Source organism: Williamwhitmania sp., from assembly GCA_035529935.1.
GTDB lineage: Bacteria > Bacteroidota > Bacteroidia > Bacteroidales > Williamwhitmaniaceae > Williamwhitmania.
This window is the reverse complement of record DATKVT010000173.1, coordinates 1-18,350: the sequence shown is the minus strand read 5'-3', so window position 1 is coordinate 18,350 and position 18,350 is coordinate 1. Positions and strand designations below refer to the sequence as shown.

The window sequence follows — 18,350 nt, the reverse complement described above, 5'->3', positions numbered from 1 at the left end:
CACCTCTAACCAAGTTAAGGATAACAAACGGGGTATAAAACAACCTGAGCCTCGCATGCAATAAGACTCACTGCTATGCTTTGCTATTCAATTTCTGATAATACTTTTTTTGCATTTGCATTCTCAGGATTTAATTCTAAGGATTTCTTATATGCAATGATTGCATTTTCTTTGTCCCCCAATGCTAAAAGACATTCACCGTAACTATCAAACGTGTTAAAAGCATTTGGGTGTAATTCTGTATTTAATTTAAATATTTTTAATGCGTCTTCCCTTTTTCCTTCCCTCACAAGTTGATAACCAAAGTTATTCATCCAATTTTCACGCAAATCATATTCAGAATTTTTATCATTTCCTTGCTTGACAATTAGGACTATTTCATCAATGGTTTTCCCTTCAGCTACTAATTCAGTTAGCTTTTTTCGATTCAAATTTTTTATTTTCTCTCTTTGCTCAGCTAAAGTCTCCACACCATATTCTATTCTTTCAGCGTCAGTAATTTTTGTTGAGTCCATTTCTTCTCTAACATAAATGTGATTGTCTAATCTTTTATAATGTGTACCATAAATTTGAGGTTTATTTATGCTCAACAAATATCTGTCAGTCATTACAGCAAAGTACCATTTATTTCTTGTTGGATCCAATTCGATAGATTTTTTCATCAGCTTCATAGCCATTCCATAGGCAATGGAGTCTTCTCCATGGTGAAAAATCAAAGCTGCATTATAATAGTCCTCGGCGGTGAGAACTTTATTCGAATCTAATAGCTCGTAGACTCTTTTTTCCCTTACGCTATCGTGTTTTTGTACAATGTTCCAATCGATATTTGGAGTAGTTCTATCGGCTTGGTCACTTTTAAACATTTCACCAAGCTCTGGGTTATCCGCAACTTTCTCTTGGGCAACACCATTCATAAAATCGCAGGAAATAAATCCGATAATGATTCCAAGCAAAATAATTTTTTTCATAGGGTTGTTGTTGTTTAGTGAAGAATAGCTCGTTTACTGTATGATAAAACTGTATATGTTCATTCTTATTTGTCTGTATTGCACAATGCTATAACACCTTCACCAAATGTAGTTAATATAACGATACGTTGTTTTTTTTTAGGGGATTAGGGGATTAGGGGATTAGGAGTTTAGGCTGTTAGGCTGTAGGTACGCAGCAGCAGCGCTGCGGTCTCCTTTAACACTTTTCGGATATTGCGGTGCGGGGTAGGTTCAGCGCATTGAACAACGGAGGTGCGCGCACCGCTCGCGCTAGGTCTGTTTCATTTCCGGGGGTTGACACCCCCGGCTACCACATTGTCACCCCTTCGGGGTTGTTTCATTGGGCGAAATATATTTCGACCCTACATCCGGTTGAATTCTCTTAATTCTTTGTGGCCGGATCTTCGCTGTGCTTCGACTCATCTCCCCAATAAATCAGGATCTTCATAACTGATAACTCTCTTGTAACCTGCAACTTTTTCGTCACTTGTCACTAATTAGGCTATTAGGAAATTAGGTGTTTAGGCTGTAGGTACGCAGCTGCAATACTTCGGACTTCCGACTCCTGTCTCCGGACTCTTTTTACTTTTAAGCTCCAATAGTACCAGTCTTCACTTCTCCAGCTCGTTTGTAGTTGGCAATAATTACCCCGGTTGGTGTAACCAAGCTCTCCGTTAAGGTAAAGGCTGCCGGTATGGTGCCGCTGTCGAACAGCTTTTTTCCGTCACCAAGAGTCAGCGGGTAAATTTTGAGCCAGAGCTCGTCCACCAAATCATTGTTAAGGAGCAGCTGAACGAGCTCACCGCTGCCGTGAACCTGAATGTCGGAACCTTTTGAACTTTTGAGCTTTTTGATATCTGCCAAGCTGTTAATGAATACTGTGTTTTTCCAATCTGACTTTTTCATGGTCTCGGACATGACGTATTTCTTGACATTGTTGATGCCTGGCCACATGTCGGCATGTTCAGGCCAGAAGGAGGCAAAAATCTCAAATGTTTTTCTGCCCAAAAGAAGGTCTGCGGGTTTCAGCTGCTTCTCCATTACCTTACCACCAACTTCGTCAAAGTAGGGGGCAACCCAACCGCCATACTTAAAGCCGAGCGATTCATCTTCCTGCGGTCCCCCCGGTGCTTGCATTACTCCATCTAAGGTAATAAATGATAAAACGATTATTTTTCTCATGGTATGTTGCCTCCAGATATAATTTACTCTTTAACAAACCTCCTCAAAATTAGTTTTGTTACAATCCCATGTTCTCCTTCGCCTGCGAGGGGGAAGGGAGGAGGCTGTTAGGAGATTAGGAAAAGAGGCTATAGCCTTTTAGACCGATAGGCTGTAGTTACGCTGCTGCAGCACTTCGGACTCTTTTACTACCATTTGCTATTGCGGTGCAGGATGGCTAAAGTGCCTTGAACACCGAACCGGCGTGCACCGCCTGCTCCTTATATCAATGCAATTCTATAAAGATTGCACCCCGCTGGGGTGCTGGTAGGTGTTTAGCTGTTTAGAGGATTAGGAGCATGGGGACACATGGCAAGATGAGCGCGGCTATGGCTTTCACCATCAGCCTTGCAGGTAGGGTGGTTTTATTCTATAGTATCTAAGATTTGCTTAATTTTTTCTTTCAAGTCCGGAAGGTCTTTTTTAATAATTTCCCAGACCAAAGTGGCGTCAATACCAAAATATTCATGGACAAAAACATTTCGCATGCCAACAATTTGGGACCACTCAATGGAGGTAAATCGTGATTTTATTTCATCAGAAACATTGTTGCTGGCTTCTCCAATTATCTCCATCTGCTTAACACAAGCATACCGCATCATGGAGCTTGCCATGAAGTCGGAGAATTCCTTATTTAGCTGGTAGGATTCTATTTCTAGGATTGCATCGTAGATATGCTGCAGCCTAACCTTGTCTCCCAATTTACCTCGCATAAATTAGCTGTTTTTCTTTTTCAACTATTGGCTTAATGTAGTGGGAGAGTCCATTGGATGAAACCAAGTCCACTTTTGCATTTAAAAGCTTCTCAAGGTCTATTTTCATTTGGATGAATTGCAATCCAATTCTTTGAGAGTAGTCTAGGTCAATAAGAATGTCAATGTCGCTTTGTTGGTTAGCCTCATTGCGTGCATAGGAACCAAATAGATATGCTTTTAAAACCGGTTTGGTTTCAAAATACCTCTTAATAGCTTCAATTCTCTTGGCATCTAGTTTCATAGAGCAAATATACAAAAAGAATGTGAGAGAATACGGATGTTAGCGGAATAGGAGTTTAGGCTGTAGGTATGCAGCTGCAGCACTTCGGTCTTCCAGTTCTTTTTATTCCTTTTGGTTATTGCGGTGCATGAGATAATTTGAAAATTAATCAATTTGGAGATTTGAGAATGAGGTGCAGCTAACAACCATTTGCTATTGCGGTGCAGGGTAACTAAAGTGCCTTGAACACCGAACCAGCGTGCACCGCCTGCTCTTTATATTCATGCATTTCTATAGAGATTGCACCCCGCTTGGGCGCTGGGAAAAGGCTGTAGGCTATAGTTACACCACTGCACTTCCTTTAACTCATAATTCATAATTCATAATTCATAACTCATAAACTGTAACACGTAACACGTAACACGTAACACGTAACACGTAACTTTTCTGTCACTAGTCACTTTTTTCGTCACTTGCAAAACAAAAAAGCCACCCGAAGGTGGCCTTTGCAGTGCAGCTATTCGCTGGGTTTTTTGGTTTCGGCCCGCGCCTGCCGCTTGGTGAGGCTCAGGAGCGAGGAGATGGTGTAGTCGCTCACCTTCTCGGGGTTGGTGTTCTTGTAGATGAGCTTGCCAAACTTGTTAATCTTCGATACCAGCGCCATGAGCTCGTCGAACTTGTGGATGTTGGCGGCCACCAGCTGCTTGCGCTCGCTGAGTTTGGCCTGCTGATCCTGGTTGAGCTTGAAGATTTTCTCCTTCAGCGTCACCATTTCGGCAGCAAAGGTGGCGGGCATGCCCCCCTTGGTGAGCTCGGCCTTCTGGGTCTCCATTTCGGAGATTGTTACCGCAGCGGCCTTATAGAAGGCATCCACGTCGCGCGAGTGCAGGTACTTGCGCACAAACTGCAGGTTGAAGGCTCCCGGCTTGGGAATGCTCTCCTTGCCCGCAAAGCCAATAAAGGCATCGAGACGGCCAACCAGGTCGAGCATCTTCACCATGCTGTCGTAGAGCTCGGCGGTGACCTTCTTGAGGTCGTTGGTGAGCGTTTTGGGCTCCACAAGCTCCTTGAGCTCGTTTACTCTTGCCTCGAATTCGGCGGTAAAGGCATCGTTGAACAGGGTCGAGAATGCCTTAAAGTCTTCAACATCGCGCTTGTAGCTGTTGAACACGAATCCTGCCATATGCAAGACCTCTTCATTCTTAATTGTTCCCATAATTTTTAATCAAGTTTTTTACGTTGGTTAATAATTAGCTGAGAAGAAAAAATGGTAATGAAAATGAAATAGATAATTGTGCTATTTGTTCGTAAGCGTGTAGGTGCGCATTCAAAAATTTTGCCAAACAATCATGTATGCGAATATTTTTATCCCCTGTCTGAAAAAATGTCTACTCATCGGTTTTCCAAAGCTGGACCGAACCGTTCCTGGAGAGCATTGCAGCGTTCCCGGAGCGGTTTGCAGCGTTCCCGGAGAGTTTTGCAGCGTTCCTGGAGAGCATTGCAGCGTTCCCGGAGAGTTTTGCAGCGTTCCCGGAGAGCTTTGCAGCGTTCCCGGAGAGTTTTGCAGCGTTCCCGGAGAGGTTTTAATCATTTCCGCTGAACAGCTATGGCCAACCTTTTCAAAGAACATTGTAAATGAGGGCTTTATCGGGGCCATGAATGGCTGTTGCTGATCACCATATAAGGGTTACCCGTATTCAGCAAACCAATTTATAACTATTTGGACGAAAATGCAAAAAATGGTGATTAAAAGCTAGCCATAAGCTCATTATAAGCTGGCAGCCTAGCGGCAATATTTGCTTGATGCAAGGAGATACATTGAATTTCCGTAGGGTATTGAGGGTAGCAATTGATCATAAATACAATGGCTGGAGTTGCAATTCAACATTTTTTGAAAAGTTTTAAACAAATAGGGTTGTCTAACCTCCTGTTGGTTATACCTAAAAGGTAGGGGAATTTCGCTTCGTCAACTAATATGGTCATTCTACCATCACATTTTCGCCGTTGGTAAATCGTTGGCAGGTGAATCATTATTTCGTCTTAATATTAGCCCATTGTTTTGCCGCAATGAAAAAACTTTCTACTCGTCGAATAATTCTTCTACTCCTTGCCGAACTGCTGATTTTTTTAATCGTAGTGGTGGCCTTTAGCACCTATTTGAACAATCAAAAGACGGCTCTCTTTCGGCAATCCCACAGCGAACGGTTGCGCAGTAGCGTGGAGGATGTGCTGGCACTAAAGCGAATAGGTGTTAGGCAGGGTACCATCGACTATGCACACTGGGACGAGTTTGTTTACTTTATGCAGCATGGCAATAGCAGCTGGGCCGAACACTACTTACCGCCTATTCTGTACAACTATCAAACCGATGGATTGCAAGTCTTTTCTATCGATAGGAAGCTTGTATACAGCGCTTCCCAGCCTAGCCACGAGGTACTACAGCAGCTCACCATTCCTTGCTACTTTTTCGATAGCCTAGCACGTAATAGCTCCTACTGCGACATTGTTTACTATAGTAGCACCATTGTCGAAATTTTTGGATCCACCATTCAGAATACCAACCCTGCTGATAGGAATGGTCGCTACTATGGCTATTTTGTTGTTGCAAAAGTATGGGATAAGTCGTTTTATGATGAAATAACGACCATCCTCGGTGGCGATGTATCTGTATGCTCAAACGATTCTGCCTCAAATGAAACACCTCGCTACGAAAGCATTAATGTGGTAATACCTATCGTTAATGGGTTGCACCAAACTATTACTAGCCTCTGTGTTAAAGGAGACTTTCCCTTTCTGAAGGAGTACCGCCAGTATACCTTCAACCTAATCTTGATTATTGTTATATCGTCGCTTGTAATTGTAGTCCTGCTCTTTTTCATCATCTCTCACTGGATTACCCATCCGCTAAGAATTGTTGAAGAAGTTATTGACAAGGAAGATACTAACAAAGCAAAGCAGCTATCGAATTATGGCCGTGATTTTGGCCGCATTGGCGATTCGTTATGCAGCTACATTGAGCAAAAGCATGCTCTGGTGGGATTGAAAGAAAAAGCAGAGGAGAGCGACAAGCTAAAATCGGCTTTTCTAGCCAACATGTCGCACCAGATTCGCACACCGCTCAACGGTATAGTTGGCTTTACGGAGCTGCTCCGCAAGCGTATTCCAACCGACGATTCCTCCCAAATGTATGGCGAGATTATAAATGGTTGTAGCCGCGATTTAATAAAGGTTGTTTCCGATTTAATAGATATTGCCAAGCTGGAGGCGGGCCAGTTTTCGCTCAACATTACCAAGTTTACGCTTGAATCGGCCTTTTCCAACCTGGAGCTGCTCTACCAGCTGAGCAAGCCGGGCCCAGAGGTGCAGGTGGTGGTTACCCATCCGGCTACCGAGGTGAGCATCTATGCCGATATGGTAAAGGTTCAGCAGGTAATGCACAACCTGCTCGACAACGCCATTAAATTTACCATTAAGGGAACCGTGGAGGTTAGCTGGGACGTTAGCGGGGAGAATATTATTTTCTCGATAAAGGATACAGGGATAGGTATTCCCGTAAAGGAGCAGGCTAGGGTATTTACCCGCTTCAGCCAGCTCTACAGCAAGGAGGCGCGACAGTTTAGCGGAGCGGGTCTTGGGCTCGCCATCTCCAAGGCGCTCATCGAAATGATGGGGGGCAAGCTCTGGTTCGAAAGCATTGAGGGAGAAGGATCCACCTTCTACTTTTCGTTGCCCATTGGAAATTCAAAGTAGAGGAAGTCGTAGCGCAGCGAAGATCCGGCCACTGCCGGATTAGAAGAAGTTAGAAGAAGTTAGAGGAGTCAAAGAATTAAAAAAATTTCGCCGAATGTAGAGACGCACGATCGTGCGTCTCCTTTATGCCAATAAATATATTCCATAACCCGTAGGGGCGAAATATTTTTCGCCCCCATTTTATACCAGCAAACCATTATTGCACGGAAAACCCCGAAAAGAAACAGACCTAGCGCGTGCGGTGCGCGAACTTCCGCTGTTCAATGCGCTGAAGCAACCCCGCACCGCAATAGCAAATGGTTGATAGTTGCATCATCATTTTCAAATTTCCAAATCGATAAATTCTCAAATTATATCCAGCACCGCATTAACAAATAGGTTGTATTCAGAAGTTAGAAGGAGTCGTAACGAATCGAAGTGACGTGTTTGCTGCTACGTACCTACAGCCTAACCCCCTAAATCCCTATTCTCTTTCCCTCCATTGACATGGCCACTTCTTTTTGCTATCTTGGCCGCGGAGAAACTTAAACTGCACTACGTTGAAAACCGTTAAAGTTGCAACCTATCCCTCGGAGCTGTACGTGTTTCAGGGACGACTCGAGGCCGAGGGTATTCCATCCTATATTGCCAATGAGAATATTATTGGCGTTCAGCCATTCTACTCCACCGCGGTGGGTGGGGCCTCACTGGAGGTTAACGATGCCGACTACGAGCGGGCAGCAGCGCTACTGGATGAGGTGGAGGCCAACGAGTATGATCTGGAAAACGATGAGGAATTTTTGCGCACAGTGGAGGAGCTGCAGCTGAAGGAGGCCTTCCGGCTAAACCCAAAGCTAACCTCGGTAGAGCTGATGAAGAGGGTGGAGATAAGCTACCTAAATGCCGAAGAGGTTGAGGAAATTATTAAGACGGAACAGTCTTTTGCTTCAGATATACCTTCAGGATTGGAATTTTGGGAATCGCTGTATGGTGGCACGCTGGGCCGGTTTTTCCGTCCCAAGAAAACGGTATTCTACCTCGAGAGCGATCTTATTTCCAATAAGAATCAGGCTAAACGTAAACGACCTATTGTTAAATGTCCTCACTGTGGTTCGGAGAATACGGCCTTCGGCTACTCGGTTAAGGTAAGGCAAGGTCCCATAGAGTTTGTTGTTTCGTTACTATTTACCTTTCTGTTTTACCTATCCGCCCCATTTCCCTCCTTTCGTAAGCGCTACCATTGCTTCAACTGCGGTAACGAGTTTAGGATCGATTAAAAGAAGTAAAAGAAGTCAGAGAATTAAGAGAATCCCACCATTTGTATGAGCAAAATATTTTTTGCCCCTATTCTATTCCGGCAAAGCATTATTGCACGGTAAAACCGCAACGCGGTTTAATATGAATAGCCATGAGCATCAGCCCATGGTGTAGGCAATTTAAAGCGCAAGCGGTGCACGCGCTTTTGTTGTTCGATGAACTTTTCCTTCTATGCACCGCAATCCACAGCTCCGTGCCCAAATAGACAACCTCGAAGAGGTGGCACGTTTGTAGCCGGGGGTGTCAACCCCCGGAAACAGAAGTCCATAATACGCGAGCGGTGCGCCTATGCCCGATTCTTTAATGAACGAAACCTTCCACGCACCGCAATAGCAAATGGTTGATAGCTGCACCATCATTTTCAAAACTTGTCCGGCATTGCCGGATTCCCAAATCGATTAATTCTCAAATTATATCATGCACCGCAGCCACAAAAATGTATAGTACACAACGGAAGCAAACATTGCGGTAATGATTTAATAGATGGTAATGGAGCAGTGTCTGAAACATACCTCATAATTGATTGTTATCAACGTGTTGGGTTATTATTCACTTACTATTTCTCCTGATTCACTTAGTTTCTATTTGATGAACAGACCGTTTACTTGTTGCGCAAGCAATATTCATTTATAAGTTCTTGGCCTTAATTGTGGATTGAAGTATATTTAAATAGCTTATGAACAAATAAAGTAGTATTTTTCAGGTAGATAAAAAATCTTTCTCTTCATGAAGAATTTATCCTTTTTAAGTAAATTGTTGATTGGTATTCTAACTATTATTTTAGTTGCTGTTACTGTATTAGTCTATTATAACTATTACAGCTTTAGCAACCACTTTAAGAAAATAGTTGCCAATCAGCTGGAATCGGTTGCCATTCTTAAGGCCAATGATCTTTCGGTTTGGAGAAACGAACGCTTATCGGATGCTAAATACTTGAAAACCAACCAAGAGTTTCATAAGCTGGTTAGCAGCTACCTAAAGTTTTCGTCCGATACGGCGGTAAGAAATCAGCTGGTTAGCTTCGTAAAGCAGCTGCAAACCAGCCACCAATACGACTTCTTTTTGATTAACAAAACGGGCAAAGTCGATTTTGCTGAGTCAACAAACCATGATAAGCTCTCCAGCATAGTTTCTAACAAAGCAAAGGAGTGTATTATCACTAAAAAGATAGTTTTTCTAGACTTTTACTGCAACGAATATACCCAGCATGCTTTCCTAGGTCTGTTAATTCCACTAAATATTGAAGGGCATAGGCAGCAGCTTGACGAGGTTGCAGTATTCCGAATATCTCCTCTCGACCACCTATACCCAACTCTTGCCAAGTGGCCCACTCCTTTTCTGACTGCCGATATAATATTGTTGAGGCAGGAAGGGGATTCAATGCTTATTTTAAATAATACGAAGAATAAGATTGGTGCCGCTTTACGGGTAAGGCTACCAATTACTGATTCAATCCAAGTAAAAAAACCTAGCTTTTTCACGGGTAAGGGAGTTTGGATAATGAATGGCCTTAGTGGACAGCAGTATCTCGCTTATTCAAAAAAAGTTAAAGGATCTCCTTGGGTTTTGGTTACCCGGATTGTTAAGCAAGAGGCATACAAGCCATTGTTTGACAGAAGCATACTCCTTTTTATCATTGTTGCTATTTTCATTGTAACCATAGTAGTAACGCTATTATTGGTTTTCCATTTTCAAAAATCTAAGGCTTACCGATTAACGCTTGAGAGGGAGCAAAGGCTTTGGAAAAAGGAGAATTTATACTCCACGTTGCTGAGGAATGTTCCACAGAAGATATTCTTTAAGAATAAAGATTTGGTCTACGAATCGTGCAACGAGCATGTGGCTGCCGATTTTGGAATTTCCCCCGAGGAAATTGTTGGAAAAACTGACTACGACCTCCACAGCACCAAGCTGGCAGAGAAGTTTCGCGCCGACGACCACCGAATAATTGCAAGCGGCATTGCCGAGCAAATGGAGGAGAGCTATGAGGTGGATGGTGAGCTGAGGACTATTATAATTACCAAAACTCCGGTGAAGGATGAACAGGGTAACGCGACAGGTATTCTTGGAGTTTTTACCGACATTACTAAGCTTAAAGAGAATGAGCTCCAAGTAAAACGAGTAAGCCGGATATACAATGTTCTGAGCGAGGTAAACCAAGCTATTGTTCGATTCAAGGACCTGAAAGGTCTCTACCAGCGAATTTGCGACATTGGTGTAACCATTGGTGAGTATAGAAATATTTGGATTGGCATCTACGATGAATCCAAAGAGGTTCTAGAAGCGGTTGCTAAGGCGGGTGCTTTTGAGGAATCTATTAAACCCTGCTTCACATCGCTCCGCATATCAACTTGTCCAGTTGCAAGGGCTTTTAAGGAGAAAAAGAGCCAAGTTGGAGGGGTTAATATTAAAGTTGATTGCTCATTTGATATTTGTAACAACGGAGTACGTTCGTTTGCCTATTTCCCAATTATTCTTCAGGATAAAGCTATTGGTATTTTGGGCGTTTATGTTGGCATCGACAATTTTTTTAGTGCCGATGAGCTCAAGCTGCTCGAAGAACTGGCCGCCGATATTGCTTTTGCCATTGATGTTGATGCAAAGGAGCAGGAACGAATTAAAGTAGAGGGTTCCATTAAAGTGGAGAAGGAGCGGTTGGAGATGGCGCAACGGATTGGACATGTTGGAAGCTGGGAACTTAATCCTGTAACACAAATAATTTGGGCAACAGAGGAATCATTTAGAATTTACGGTCTTGAATTAACACCTAATAATCAGGTTTCGCTAGAGGCTATTGAAAGTTGCATACCCAACAGGGAAGTAACCCACCAGGCGCTAATGAATCTGGTTGAGCGAGGCGAACTGTTTGATAAGGAATTTGAGGTGATTCCATCCAATGGTGAACCAGTAAGGTGGGTGCACGTTATTGCACAGCTGGAGTTCGATGCACTTGAAAAATCCACTAAAGTAATTGGAGCAATTGAAGATATTACTGAGCAGCACGACTACCAAATAGCGCTGAAGAAGAGTGAGGAGTATTTTAGGTTGCTCTACGAGCAGGCCCCCACACCTTACCAATCGCTGAATGAGAATGGCGAAATTGTTGAGGTGAATAAAGCTTGGCTCGCTCACCTTGGATTCGAACGGGAGGAGGTTATTGGGCATAACTTCGCCGAGTTTTTAGTTCCAGAGCAGGTTCCACTTTTCCATGAGCGATATCCAAGATTTAAACAAGCGGGTATGATTTCTGGTATCGACTTTAACCTCCTTCATAAAAGTGGCAAGGTTATTGTATTCGAGGTGGATGGGCGCATTGCCTACGATCGGGACGGAAAGTTTAGGCAGACCCATTGTGTTCTTCACGATATTACAGAAAAAAAGGAGGCAGAGCTGGCCATTCGAGAGAGCGAGGCACGGTATAAGCTGCTCTTTGAGAGCAATCCTATGCCAATGTGCGTGTATGATTCCGTTAGCTTAAACTATATGGCTGTTAACGAAGCCATGGTGAATAAATATGGATACTCCCGCGAGGAGTTTCTTACAATGACTATAAAAGATATCAGACCAAAAGTGGATTTGGATGACGTTCAAAGGGTGGTAAGTGAACAAACAAAACTTAGAACATATTCTCACCCTTGGAGACATCTATTGAAAAATGGCAATGAAATATTAGTTGAGATTACCTCCCATGCCATTGACTTCTTGGGAACACAGGCTCGGTTAGTGCTGATTAACGATGTTACGGAGAAGTTGGAGGCTGAAAAAGCAGTTCGGGAGTCGCACCAAACTGCCCAATCTACGCTCGATTCCTTATCGGCCCTAATTTGCGTTTTAGACAAGAAAGGGGAGGTTGTTACTCTTAACAAGGCTTGGCTTGGGCATTCTAAAGCAAATCATGCCATACTTCGGGCTGCCAAGGTTGGAGATAATTTCATTGATAATTGTCTTCATGCTAAGACAATTGGAAAGGAGAGCGCCTACTCCTTTGCCGATGGAATAAAATCGGTTATTTCCGGTGAAGCTAGGAGTTTTTCAATGGTTTATGAAGTAGAAGGCGACAGGGGAACTCTTTGGTTTTTGGGAAAAGTGATTCCGTTTGCAACCGACAACAACTCCTTAGCCTCTCGTGTAATAGTAATTAGCGAGGATATTACGCGGCGGAAGCAGTATGAAATATCGTTGCGCAAAAGCGAGCATCAACTTATTGAACAGAATGAAGCCTACTTTGCACTCAACGAGGAGCTGAGCGAAAGCAACGAGCGCATTAAATCTATTAATGAGGAGTTAATGGCGGCCAAGGAGAAAGCAGAGGAGAGCGATAGGCTTAAGTCGGCATTTTTGGCAAACATGAGCCACGAAATTCGAACTCCAATGAACGGGTTACTTGGCTTTTCTGAGATGTTGGGAATTCCAAATCTTTCGTCGGAGAAGCGGGCTTTTTACATGGATATTGTGAAGAAAACAAGCCAGCAGCTGCTCTCAATCATTAACGATATAATCGATATTTCGAAGATCGAAACCAACCAGGTGAAGGTAAACTTGGGTAATGCAAACCTATCGGCTCTGATGAATAAGGTTAAGGCGTTGCTTGATCCTCAAGCTACCTTAAAAAAGCTGGAGTTACGGTTGGTTATGGCTGTTCCCGACGAGCACTGTAATATTGTGACCGATGAGGCAAAGCTTACCCAGGTAATAATCAACTTAATCAACAATGCCTTGAAATTTACCCCCAAAGGCTACATTGAATTTGGAGTATCCAAAGAGGAGCACTTGCTTAAATTCTACGTTAAAGATACGGGAATTGGTATTTCACCCGAACACCAGCTGCTGGTGTTTGAGCGTTTCAGGCAGGTTGAGACTGACCTTTCACGCCATTTTGGTGGTTCAGGGTTGGGACTTTCCATCTCGAAAGCCTTTATTGAGGTGTTAGGCGGGCGCATTTGGCTTGAATCGGAAGTTGGTATCGGGTCAACATTCTTCTTTACCATGCCCTATTTCTCTTCCGATGCCGAAAAGGCTAGCGCTCAACCAAAGTTAAGCATTTCAAAGGATAATCTCTCGGGGATTGTAATTCTAGTTGCCGAAGATGAGGACATTAACTTTCTCTATCTGCATGAGCTGATGATGGAAACCGGCGTAACCATAATTCGTGCAAAGAATGGAAAAGAGGCCGTTGATATTGGCCTTGCCGACAACCGCATCAATTTGGTTTTGATGGATATAAAAATGCCTATTATGGGTGGTGATGAAGCCACCAAACGAATAAAGGCTGTGCGTCCGCATTTGCCAATTATTGCTACCACAGCCTATGCCATGGGCGGCGATAAGGAGCGTTTGCTAGAAGTTGGATGCGATGCCTATCTCTCAAAACCTATCGGCCAAAAAGAGCTGCTTGAATTAATTAAAAATTTTCTAGGACGATAGCTCATTTCACCGTAGTGGCCCTTACTTCGTTTAATAGTTCTTCAGATTAAGGCTCAGAAGCAGGTATCAGTAGGAGATGTCTATTTTAACCTTCTTCCGCTTGATGGGCTGATTTCGCAGCAGCTCAACGGTCTCGATTGCCTTGCCTCTATTAATGGCTGCAAACGACATGTAGTCGAGCACCTCAATTCGTCCCAGCTCCTCCTTATAGAGACCTCCCTTTTGCAGCAGAAGGCCAACAATATCAATTTTGTTTATTTTGTCTTTTTTCCCGGCCGAAATGTAAAGAGTTACCCATTCAGGTAGTTCAGGTATGGTGGTATCGCCTGAAATATCAAACATTTCAATGTTAGGATCGACAAAGGAGGGGAGATACTCTTCCTCTGAAAGGATAAGGTATGCACTGCCATTGGCGTGCATTCTGGCTGTGCGTCCGTTGCGATGAATAAATGCATCCTCATTGTGAGGCAGCTGGTGGTGAATAATATTTTGTATTTCGGGAATATCAAGCCCTCTGGAGGCGAGATCAGTTGTAATTAGAAGATTGTGGCTACCATTTCTGAACTTTATGAGCGCTCGTTCGCGATCTTCCTGCTCCATTCCGCCGTGGAAAGCATCGCTAGCAACGCCTCTTTCGTTGAGTAGGTCACAGATTCGGTCAACGGCTTCCCGGTGGTTGCAGAACACCAAGGTTGGCGCGTTTCCAAGCTTACAAATCAAGCGAAAAAGGGCATCAAATTTATCTTTTCCGGTAGCCGCTACCTGCATGGTGGTAAGCGCAGGTGAAGATTCCTTTTCCAAAAAGTTTAAGGTAACAGGGTTGTGAATTCCGGTAAATGCAGGAATATCATCCGATTGGGTAGCCGAGGTAAGGATACGCTTGTTCAGCTGGCGGAGCTGCCCAATTATGGTGGCCATGTCTTCCTGAAAACCTAATTCCAACGATTTGTCAAACTCGTCGAGCACTAATGTTGCTATTTTGGTAGTGTTGAAGCTATTTCTCCGAAGATGGTCGACAATCCTACCCGGTGTGCCAATAAGCAATGCAGGAGGTTCAATAAGGCTGTTTATTTCGGTCTTAATGGCATGTCCTCCATAGCAGCAGGTTACCTTAAATCCGGTGGCAACTTTTCGAAAAACTTGCTCTATTTGGAGCGAAAGTTCCCTCGAAGGTGCAAGTATTAAGGCTTGAACACCACTTGTTGCAGGATCCATAACCTGCAGCAGGGGCAGTAGGAATCCCAATGTTTTTCCGGACCCGGTGGGGGATAGAAGGATAACATCTCCAGGTGCCAAGCAGGCTTTTATAGCCTCTTCTTGCATGTGAGTAAGATGGGAAATACCCATTGAGTTGAGCGTGGTGCGAACCGAAGCTGATATATTTTGCATGGCGCAAAGGTAATGTAAAAGATGAATTGCTCTGAACTCGGCTGTTCTTAGTGTTTATTGATAATAGCTAAACTCTTGTGCTTGGGAACTTTCAAATGTATGTTTCCTTGCGAAAAGAGCTATTTTTGTTGACTCATCTTAACCTTTAACTTAACCAAAATGAAATTGCGGAATCTAATTTATTGTATAGTAATGCTTATGGGAGCAACATCATGTAATGAGGGAGCTAAAACCTCCACAAATCCACTTTTGGGTGAATTTAATACGCCCTACCAGACACCTCCTTTCGATAAAATTTCGCACGAGGATTACAAGCCAGCCTTCGATGCCGCCATTCAGCAGGCAAAGGCAGAGGTTGACTCCATTGCTGAAAACAAGGCTGATCCAACTTTCGAGAATACCGTTGCTGCGCTCGATGGATCGGGTCAGCTGCTCGACAGGGTAAGCAACATCTTCTTCAACCTGAATGAGGCGAATACCGATAGCACCATGCAGGCTATAGCACAGGAGGTTTCACCGTTACTTTCCGACTTTAGTAACGATATCAACCTAAACGAAAGACTTTTTGCGCGGGTAAAAGCGGTTTACGATAAGCGGAACAACTTTGGGCTGAATACAGAACAGATGACGCTGGTGGAGAAGACCTATCGCGGCTTTGTAAAAAATGGTGCCAACCTCGACTCTGCATCAAAGGCTCGCTATCGGGAAGTTACCCGCAAGCTCAGCGAGCTGTCGCTCAAGTTCAACAATAATGTGTTGGCCGAAACCAACAGCTATATTCTGCACATAACCGATTCAAGTCAGCTTGCTGGTTTACCAGAAAGTGCTGTGGAGGCGGCAGCAATGGTGGCTAAAGAGCGCAAGCTCGATGGATGGGTTTTTACGCTACAGCAACCCAGCTTTCTTGCATTTATGAAGTATGCCGATAATCGCGATCTCCGCAAGCAGCTCTACATTGCCTATTCTACCCGTGGAATTCGGAACAAGGAGAACGACAACCGCGAGGTGATTCGCCAAATTGTTAATCTTCGGTTGGAGATGGCTAATCTTTTGGGTTTTAAAGATTATGCCGACTTGGTGTTGCAAGATCGTATGGCCGAATCTTCTGAAAAGGTGAACAGCTTCCTTGCTGACCTGCTGAAGGCATCAAAACCTGTTGCCGAAACCGATGTGAAAGAGGTTGAAGAGTATGCTCATAGGCACGGTTTCGAGGGAACTATTCAACGTTGGGATTGGAGCTACTACTCCGAGAAGCTTCGTGATGAAAAGTATAGCCTAAACGATGAGCTGCTCAAGCCATACTTTCAGCTTGACAAGGTGCGACAAGGCATTTTTGACCTTGCCGGAAAACTTTATGGCTTAATCTTTAAGGAAAACAAATCGATACCAGTATATGCCAGCGATGTAACAGCCTATGAGGTTTACAACGATTCCAGCAAACTCATTGCCATTCTTTACCTCGATCCATTTCCACGCGCCGGCAAGAGTCAGGGTGCTTGGATGACCTCCTACCGTAGCCAGCATAAAATTGGTGGAAAGGATGTGATACCATTTATTCAAGTGGTAACCAACTTTACAAAGCCAACCGATACCAAACCAGCCTTGCTAACCCACTATGAGGTTACGACCTTTTTGCATGAGTTTGGTCATGCGCTTCACGGTATGCTTTCCAATGTGACCTACAATAGCCTTTCCGGCACATCCGTTTATCGCGATTTTGTTGAGCTACCTTCCCAAATTATGGAGAACTGGGCATTGCAGAAGCAGTGGCTCGATTTGTTTGCCGTAAACTACAAGACTGGTGAGAAGATTCCAGCCGAGCTGGTTCAGAAAATTATTGAAAGCAAAAACTACCTAAGCGGTTATGCTACCGTTCGTCAGCTTAGCTTCGGCATAGTGGATATGTCTTGGCACTCCATTGCCGAGCCATTTAAGGGCGATGTGCTTGCGTTTGAACAGAAGGCCATGGCTCCAACCGAACTCTTCCCCGTAGTGCCCAATACGGCCTTTTCTACCGCTTTTGGACACATATTTGCCGGTGGCTATGCGGCAGGCTACTACAGCTATAAGTGGGCAGAGGTGTTGGAGGCCGATGCATTCTCCCTGTTCGAGAAGAACGGAATATTTGATCGTGCAACGGCAGAGTCGTTCCGTAAAAACATTCTTTCTAAGGGTGGAAGCGAACATCCAATGAAGCTGTATGTCCGATTTAGGGGACAGGAGCCAAGCATTGATGCTCTGCTTAAGAAATCAGGCTTAAAGAAAGAGTAGTTCGTAGGAGTTAATGAGCATAAAAAATGAGGCTGCCCTGATTTGGACAGCCTCATTTTTAGCGATTAATTGATTACCAAATTTTTACTCTCTTATCGGGGGCAACGTAGAGTTTATCACCTGGTTTTATGTCGAATGCATCATAAAACTTGTTGATATTGGACAAAGCACCATTTACGCGGAAGCGAGCAGGGGAGTGAACATCCTCCTTAATGCGGCGCATCAGCTCTTCCTTGCGAATGTTTTCCATCCAAACCTGAGCGTAACCCAAGAAGAAGCGCTGATCGGCTGTAAAGCCATCAATCTTCTTAGGCTGCTTTCCATTTAATGCAATTTGCAATGCATCGTAGGCAATGTTCAAGCCACCATTGTCAGCAATGTTTTCTCCAAGGGTCAACTCTCCATTTACGTGTAGGCTATCAACAGCAATGAACTTGCTGAACTGATCGGCTAGAACCTTGGTTCGAGCATTAAAGTTCTCGGCATCCTTTGGTGACCACCAGTCAATCATGTTTCCATCCTTGTTGAAATGACGGCCTTGGTCGTCGAAACCGTGGGTCATTTCGTGGGCAATTACCATTCCAATGGCTCCGTAGTTAACGGCATCGTCGGCCTTAAGGTTAAAGAATGGAGGCTGCAAAATGGCAGCAGGGAAAACAATCTCGTTGTTGAGCGGATTGTAGTAAGCATTAACCGTTTGAGGCGTCATTCCCCATTCTGTTGGATCCACTGGTTTACCCAGCTTATCTAGATTTTCTTTAACCAAGAATGCTCTGGCGCTCATTACATTGTCAAAGTAGCTGTCCTTCTTAATGGAGAGCTTTGTGTAGTCCTTCCACTTGTCAGGATACCCAATTTTTACTGTAATGGCCTTGAGCTTCTCAATGGCCTTGGTTTTGGTAGAATCGGTCATCCAATCTACTTTTGCAAGGCGAATTGCGTATGCTGCTTGTAAGTTCTTAACTAGCTGGATCATTCTTTCCTTAGCCTCTGGCGGGAAGAACTTTTTAACGTAGAGCTGACCTACTGCCTCAC

12 protein-coding genes are annotated in these 18,350 nt (G+C 43.9%); 5 read left to right on the top strand and 7 right to left on the bottom strand.

From position 1 onward, the window contains the following. Positions 1 to 83: 83 nt before the first annotated feature. The 5 genes from VMW01_13255 to VMW01_13235 form a co-directional block, all read right to left on the bottom strand. The gene (locus VMW01_13255) at positions 84 to 968 is read right to left on the bottom strand and encodes a tetratricopeptide repeat protein (protein HUW07219.1); all 885 of its coding nucleotides are present in this window, start codon (positions 966 to 968) and stop codon (positions 84 to 86) included. A 609-nt stretch (positions 969 to 1,577) separates the two neighbouring features. Continuing rightward, positions 1,578 to 2,171, bottom strand: coding sequence for a dihydrofolate reductase family protein (locus VMW01_13250; GenBank protein HUW07218.1), 594 nt, complete (start codon positions 2,169 to 2,171; stop codon positions 1,578 to 1,580). Positions 2,172 to 2,575: 404 nt separating this feature from the next. Continuing rightward, a complete protein-coding gene (locus tag VMW01_13245; GenBank protein HUW07217.1) occupies positions 2,576 to 2,923 on the bottom strand; it encodes a DUF86 domain-containing protein in 348 nt (115 codons plus the stop codon). Further along, positions 2,913 to 3,206, bottom strand: coding sequence for a nucleotidyltransferase domain-containing protein (locus VMW01_13240; protein HUW07216.1), 294 nt, complete (start codon positions 3,204 to 3,206; stop codon positions 2,913 to 2,915). Before VMW01_13240 ends, VMW01_13245 begins: the two co-directional genes overlap by 11 nt. Positions 3,207 to 3,702: 496 nt before the next feature. Further along, positions 3,703 to 4,368: a hypothetical protein gene (locus tag VMW01_13235; protein HUW07215.1), complete on the bottom strand. Its 666-nt coding sequence runs from the start codon at positions 4,366 to 4,368 to the stop codon at positions 3,703 to 3,705. 166 nt (positions 4,369 to 4,534) lie between these two features. Here VMW01_13235 and VMW01_13230 point away from each other — a divergent pair, with 166 nt between their 5' ends. The 4 genes from VMW01_13230 (at position 4,535) to VMW01_13215 (ending at position 13,655) form a co-directional block, all read left to right on the top strand. Beyond that, the gene (locus VMW01_13230; GenBank protein ID HUW07214.1) at positions 4,535 to 4,858 is read left to right on the top strand and encodes a hypothetical protein; all 324 of its coding nucleotides are present in this window, start codon (positions 4,535 to 4,537) and stop codon (positions 4,856 to 4,858) included. Positions 4,859 to 5,252: 394 nt separating this feature from the next. Beyond that, entirely contained in the window at positions 5,253 to 6,935 is a 1,683-nt protein-coding gene (locus VMW01_13225) for an ATP-binding protein (GenBank protein ID HUW07213.1), read from the top strand. 539 nt (positions 6,936 to 7,474) lie between these two features. Continuing rightward, positions 7,475 to 8,191, top strand: coding sequence for a DUF2007 domain-containing protein (locus VMW01_13220; GenBank protein ID HUW07212.1), 717 nt, complete (start codon positions 7,475 to 7,477; stop codon positions 8,189 to 8,191). A 766-nt stretch (positions 8,192 to 8,957) separates the two neighbouring features. Next, a complete protein-coding gene (locus tag VMW01_13215; protein ID HUW07211.1) occupies positions 8,958 to 13,655 on the top strand; it encodes a PAS domain S-box protein in 4,698 nt (1,565 codons plus the stop codon). Positions 13,656 to 13,721: 66 nt separating this feature from the next. Here VMW01_13215 and VMW01_13210 read toward each other — a convergent pair whose 3' ends face one another. After that, positions 13,722 to 15,044 (bottom strand): DEAD/DEAH box helicase, encoded by a 1,323-nt coding sequence (locus VMW01_13210; protein HUW07210.1) that lies wholly within the window; start codon positions 15,042 to 15,044, stop codon positions 13,722 to 13,724. A 198-nt stretch (positions 15,045 to 15,242) separates the two neighbouring features. Between VMW01_13210 and VMW01_13205 the strand changes: the two genes are divergently transcribed. Then, complete coding sequence (locus tag VMW01_13205) at positions 15,243 to 17,315, top strand: M3 family metallopeptidase (GenBank protein HUW07209.1); 2,073 nt, start codon at positions 15,243 to 15,245, stop codon at positions 17,313 to 17,315. 73 nt (positions 17,316 to 17,388) lie between these two features. Here VMW01_13205 and VMW01_13200 read toward each other — a convergent pair. Continuing rightward, positions 17,389 to 18,350 (bottom strand): M13 family metallopeptidase (locus VMW01_13200; protein ID HUW07208.1); only part of this gene is annotated, 962 nt, incomplete at its 5' end.

What these genes read in the sequence shown, in the direction of transcription:
- VMW01_13255 (HUW07219.1), bottom strand. Translation starts at nt 968, where the DNA reads ATGAAAAAAATTATTTTGCTTGGAATCATTATCGGATTTATTTCCTGC.
- VMW01_13250 (HUW07218.1), bottom strand. Translation starts at nt 2,171, where the DNA reads ATGAGAAAAATAATCGTTTTATCATTTATTACCTTAGATGGAGTAATG.
- VMW01_13245 (HUW07217.1), bottom strand. Translation starts at nt 2,923, where the DNA reads ATGCGAGGTAAATTGGGAGACAAGGTTAGGCTGCAGCATATCTACGAT.
- VMW01_13240 (HUW07216.1), bottom strand. Translation starts at nt 3,206, where the DNA reads ATGAAACTAGATGCCAAGAGAATTGAAGCTATTAAGAGGTATTTTGAA.
- VMW01_13235 (HUW07215.1), bottom strand. Translation starts at nt 4,368, where the DNA reads ATGGCAGGATTCGTGTTCAACAGCTACAAGCGCGATGTTGAAGACTTT.
- VMW01_13230 (HUW07214.1), top strand. Translation starts at nt 4,535, where the DNA reads ATGTATGCGAATATTTTTATCCCCTGTCTGAAAAAATGTCTACTCATC.
- VMW01_13225 (HUW07213.1), top strand. Translation starts at nt 5,253, where the DNA reads ATGAAAAAACTTTCTACTCGTCGAATAATTCTTCTACTCCTTGCCGAA.
- VMW01_13215 (HUW07211.1), top strand. Translation starts at nt 8,958, where the DNA reads ATGAAGAATTTATCCTTTTTAAGTAAATTGTTGATTGGTATTCTAACT.
- VMW01_13210 (HUW07210.1), bottom strand. Translation starts at nt 15,044, where the DNA reads ATGCAAAATATATCAGCTTCGGTTCGCACCACGCTCAACTCAATGGGT.
- VMW01_13205 (HUW07209.1), top strand. Translation starts at nt 15,243, where the DNA reads ATGGGAGCAACATCATGTAATGAGGGAGCTAAAACCTCCACAAATCCA.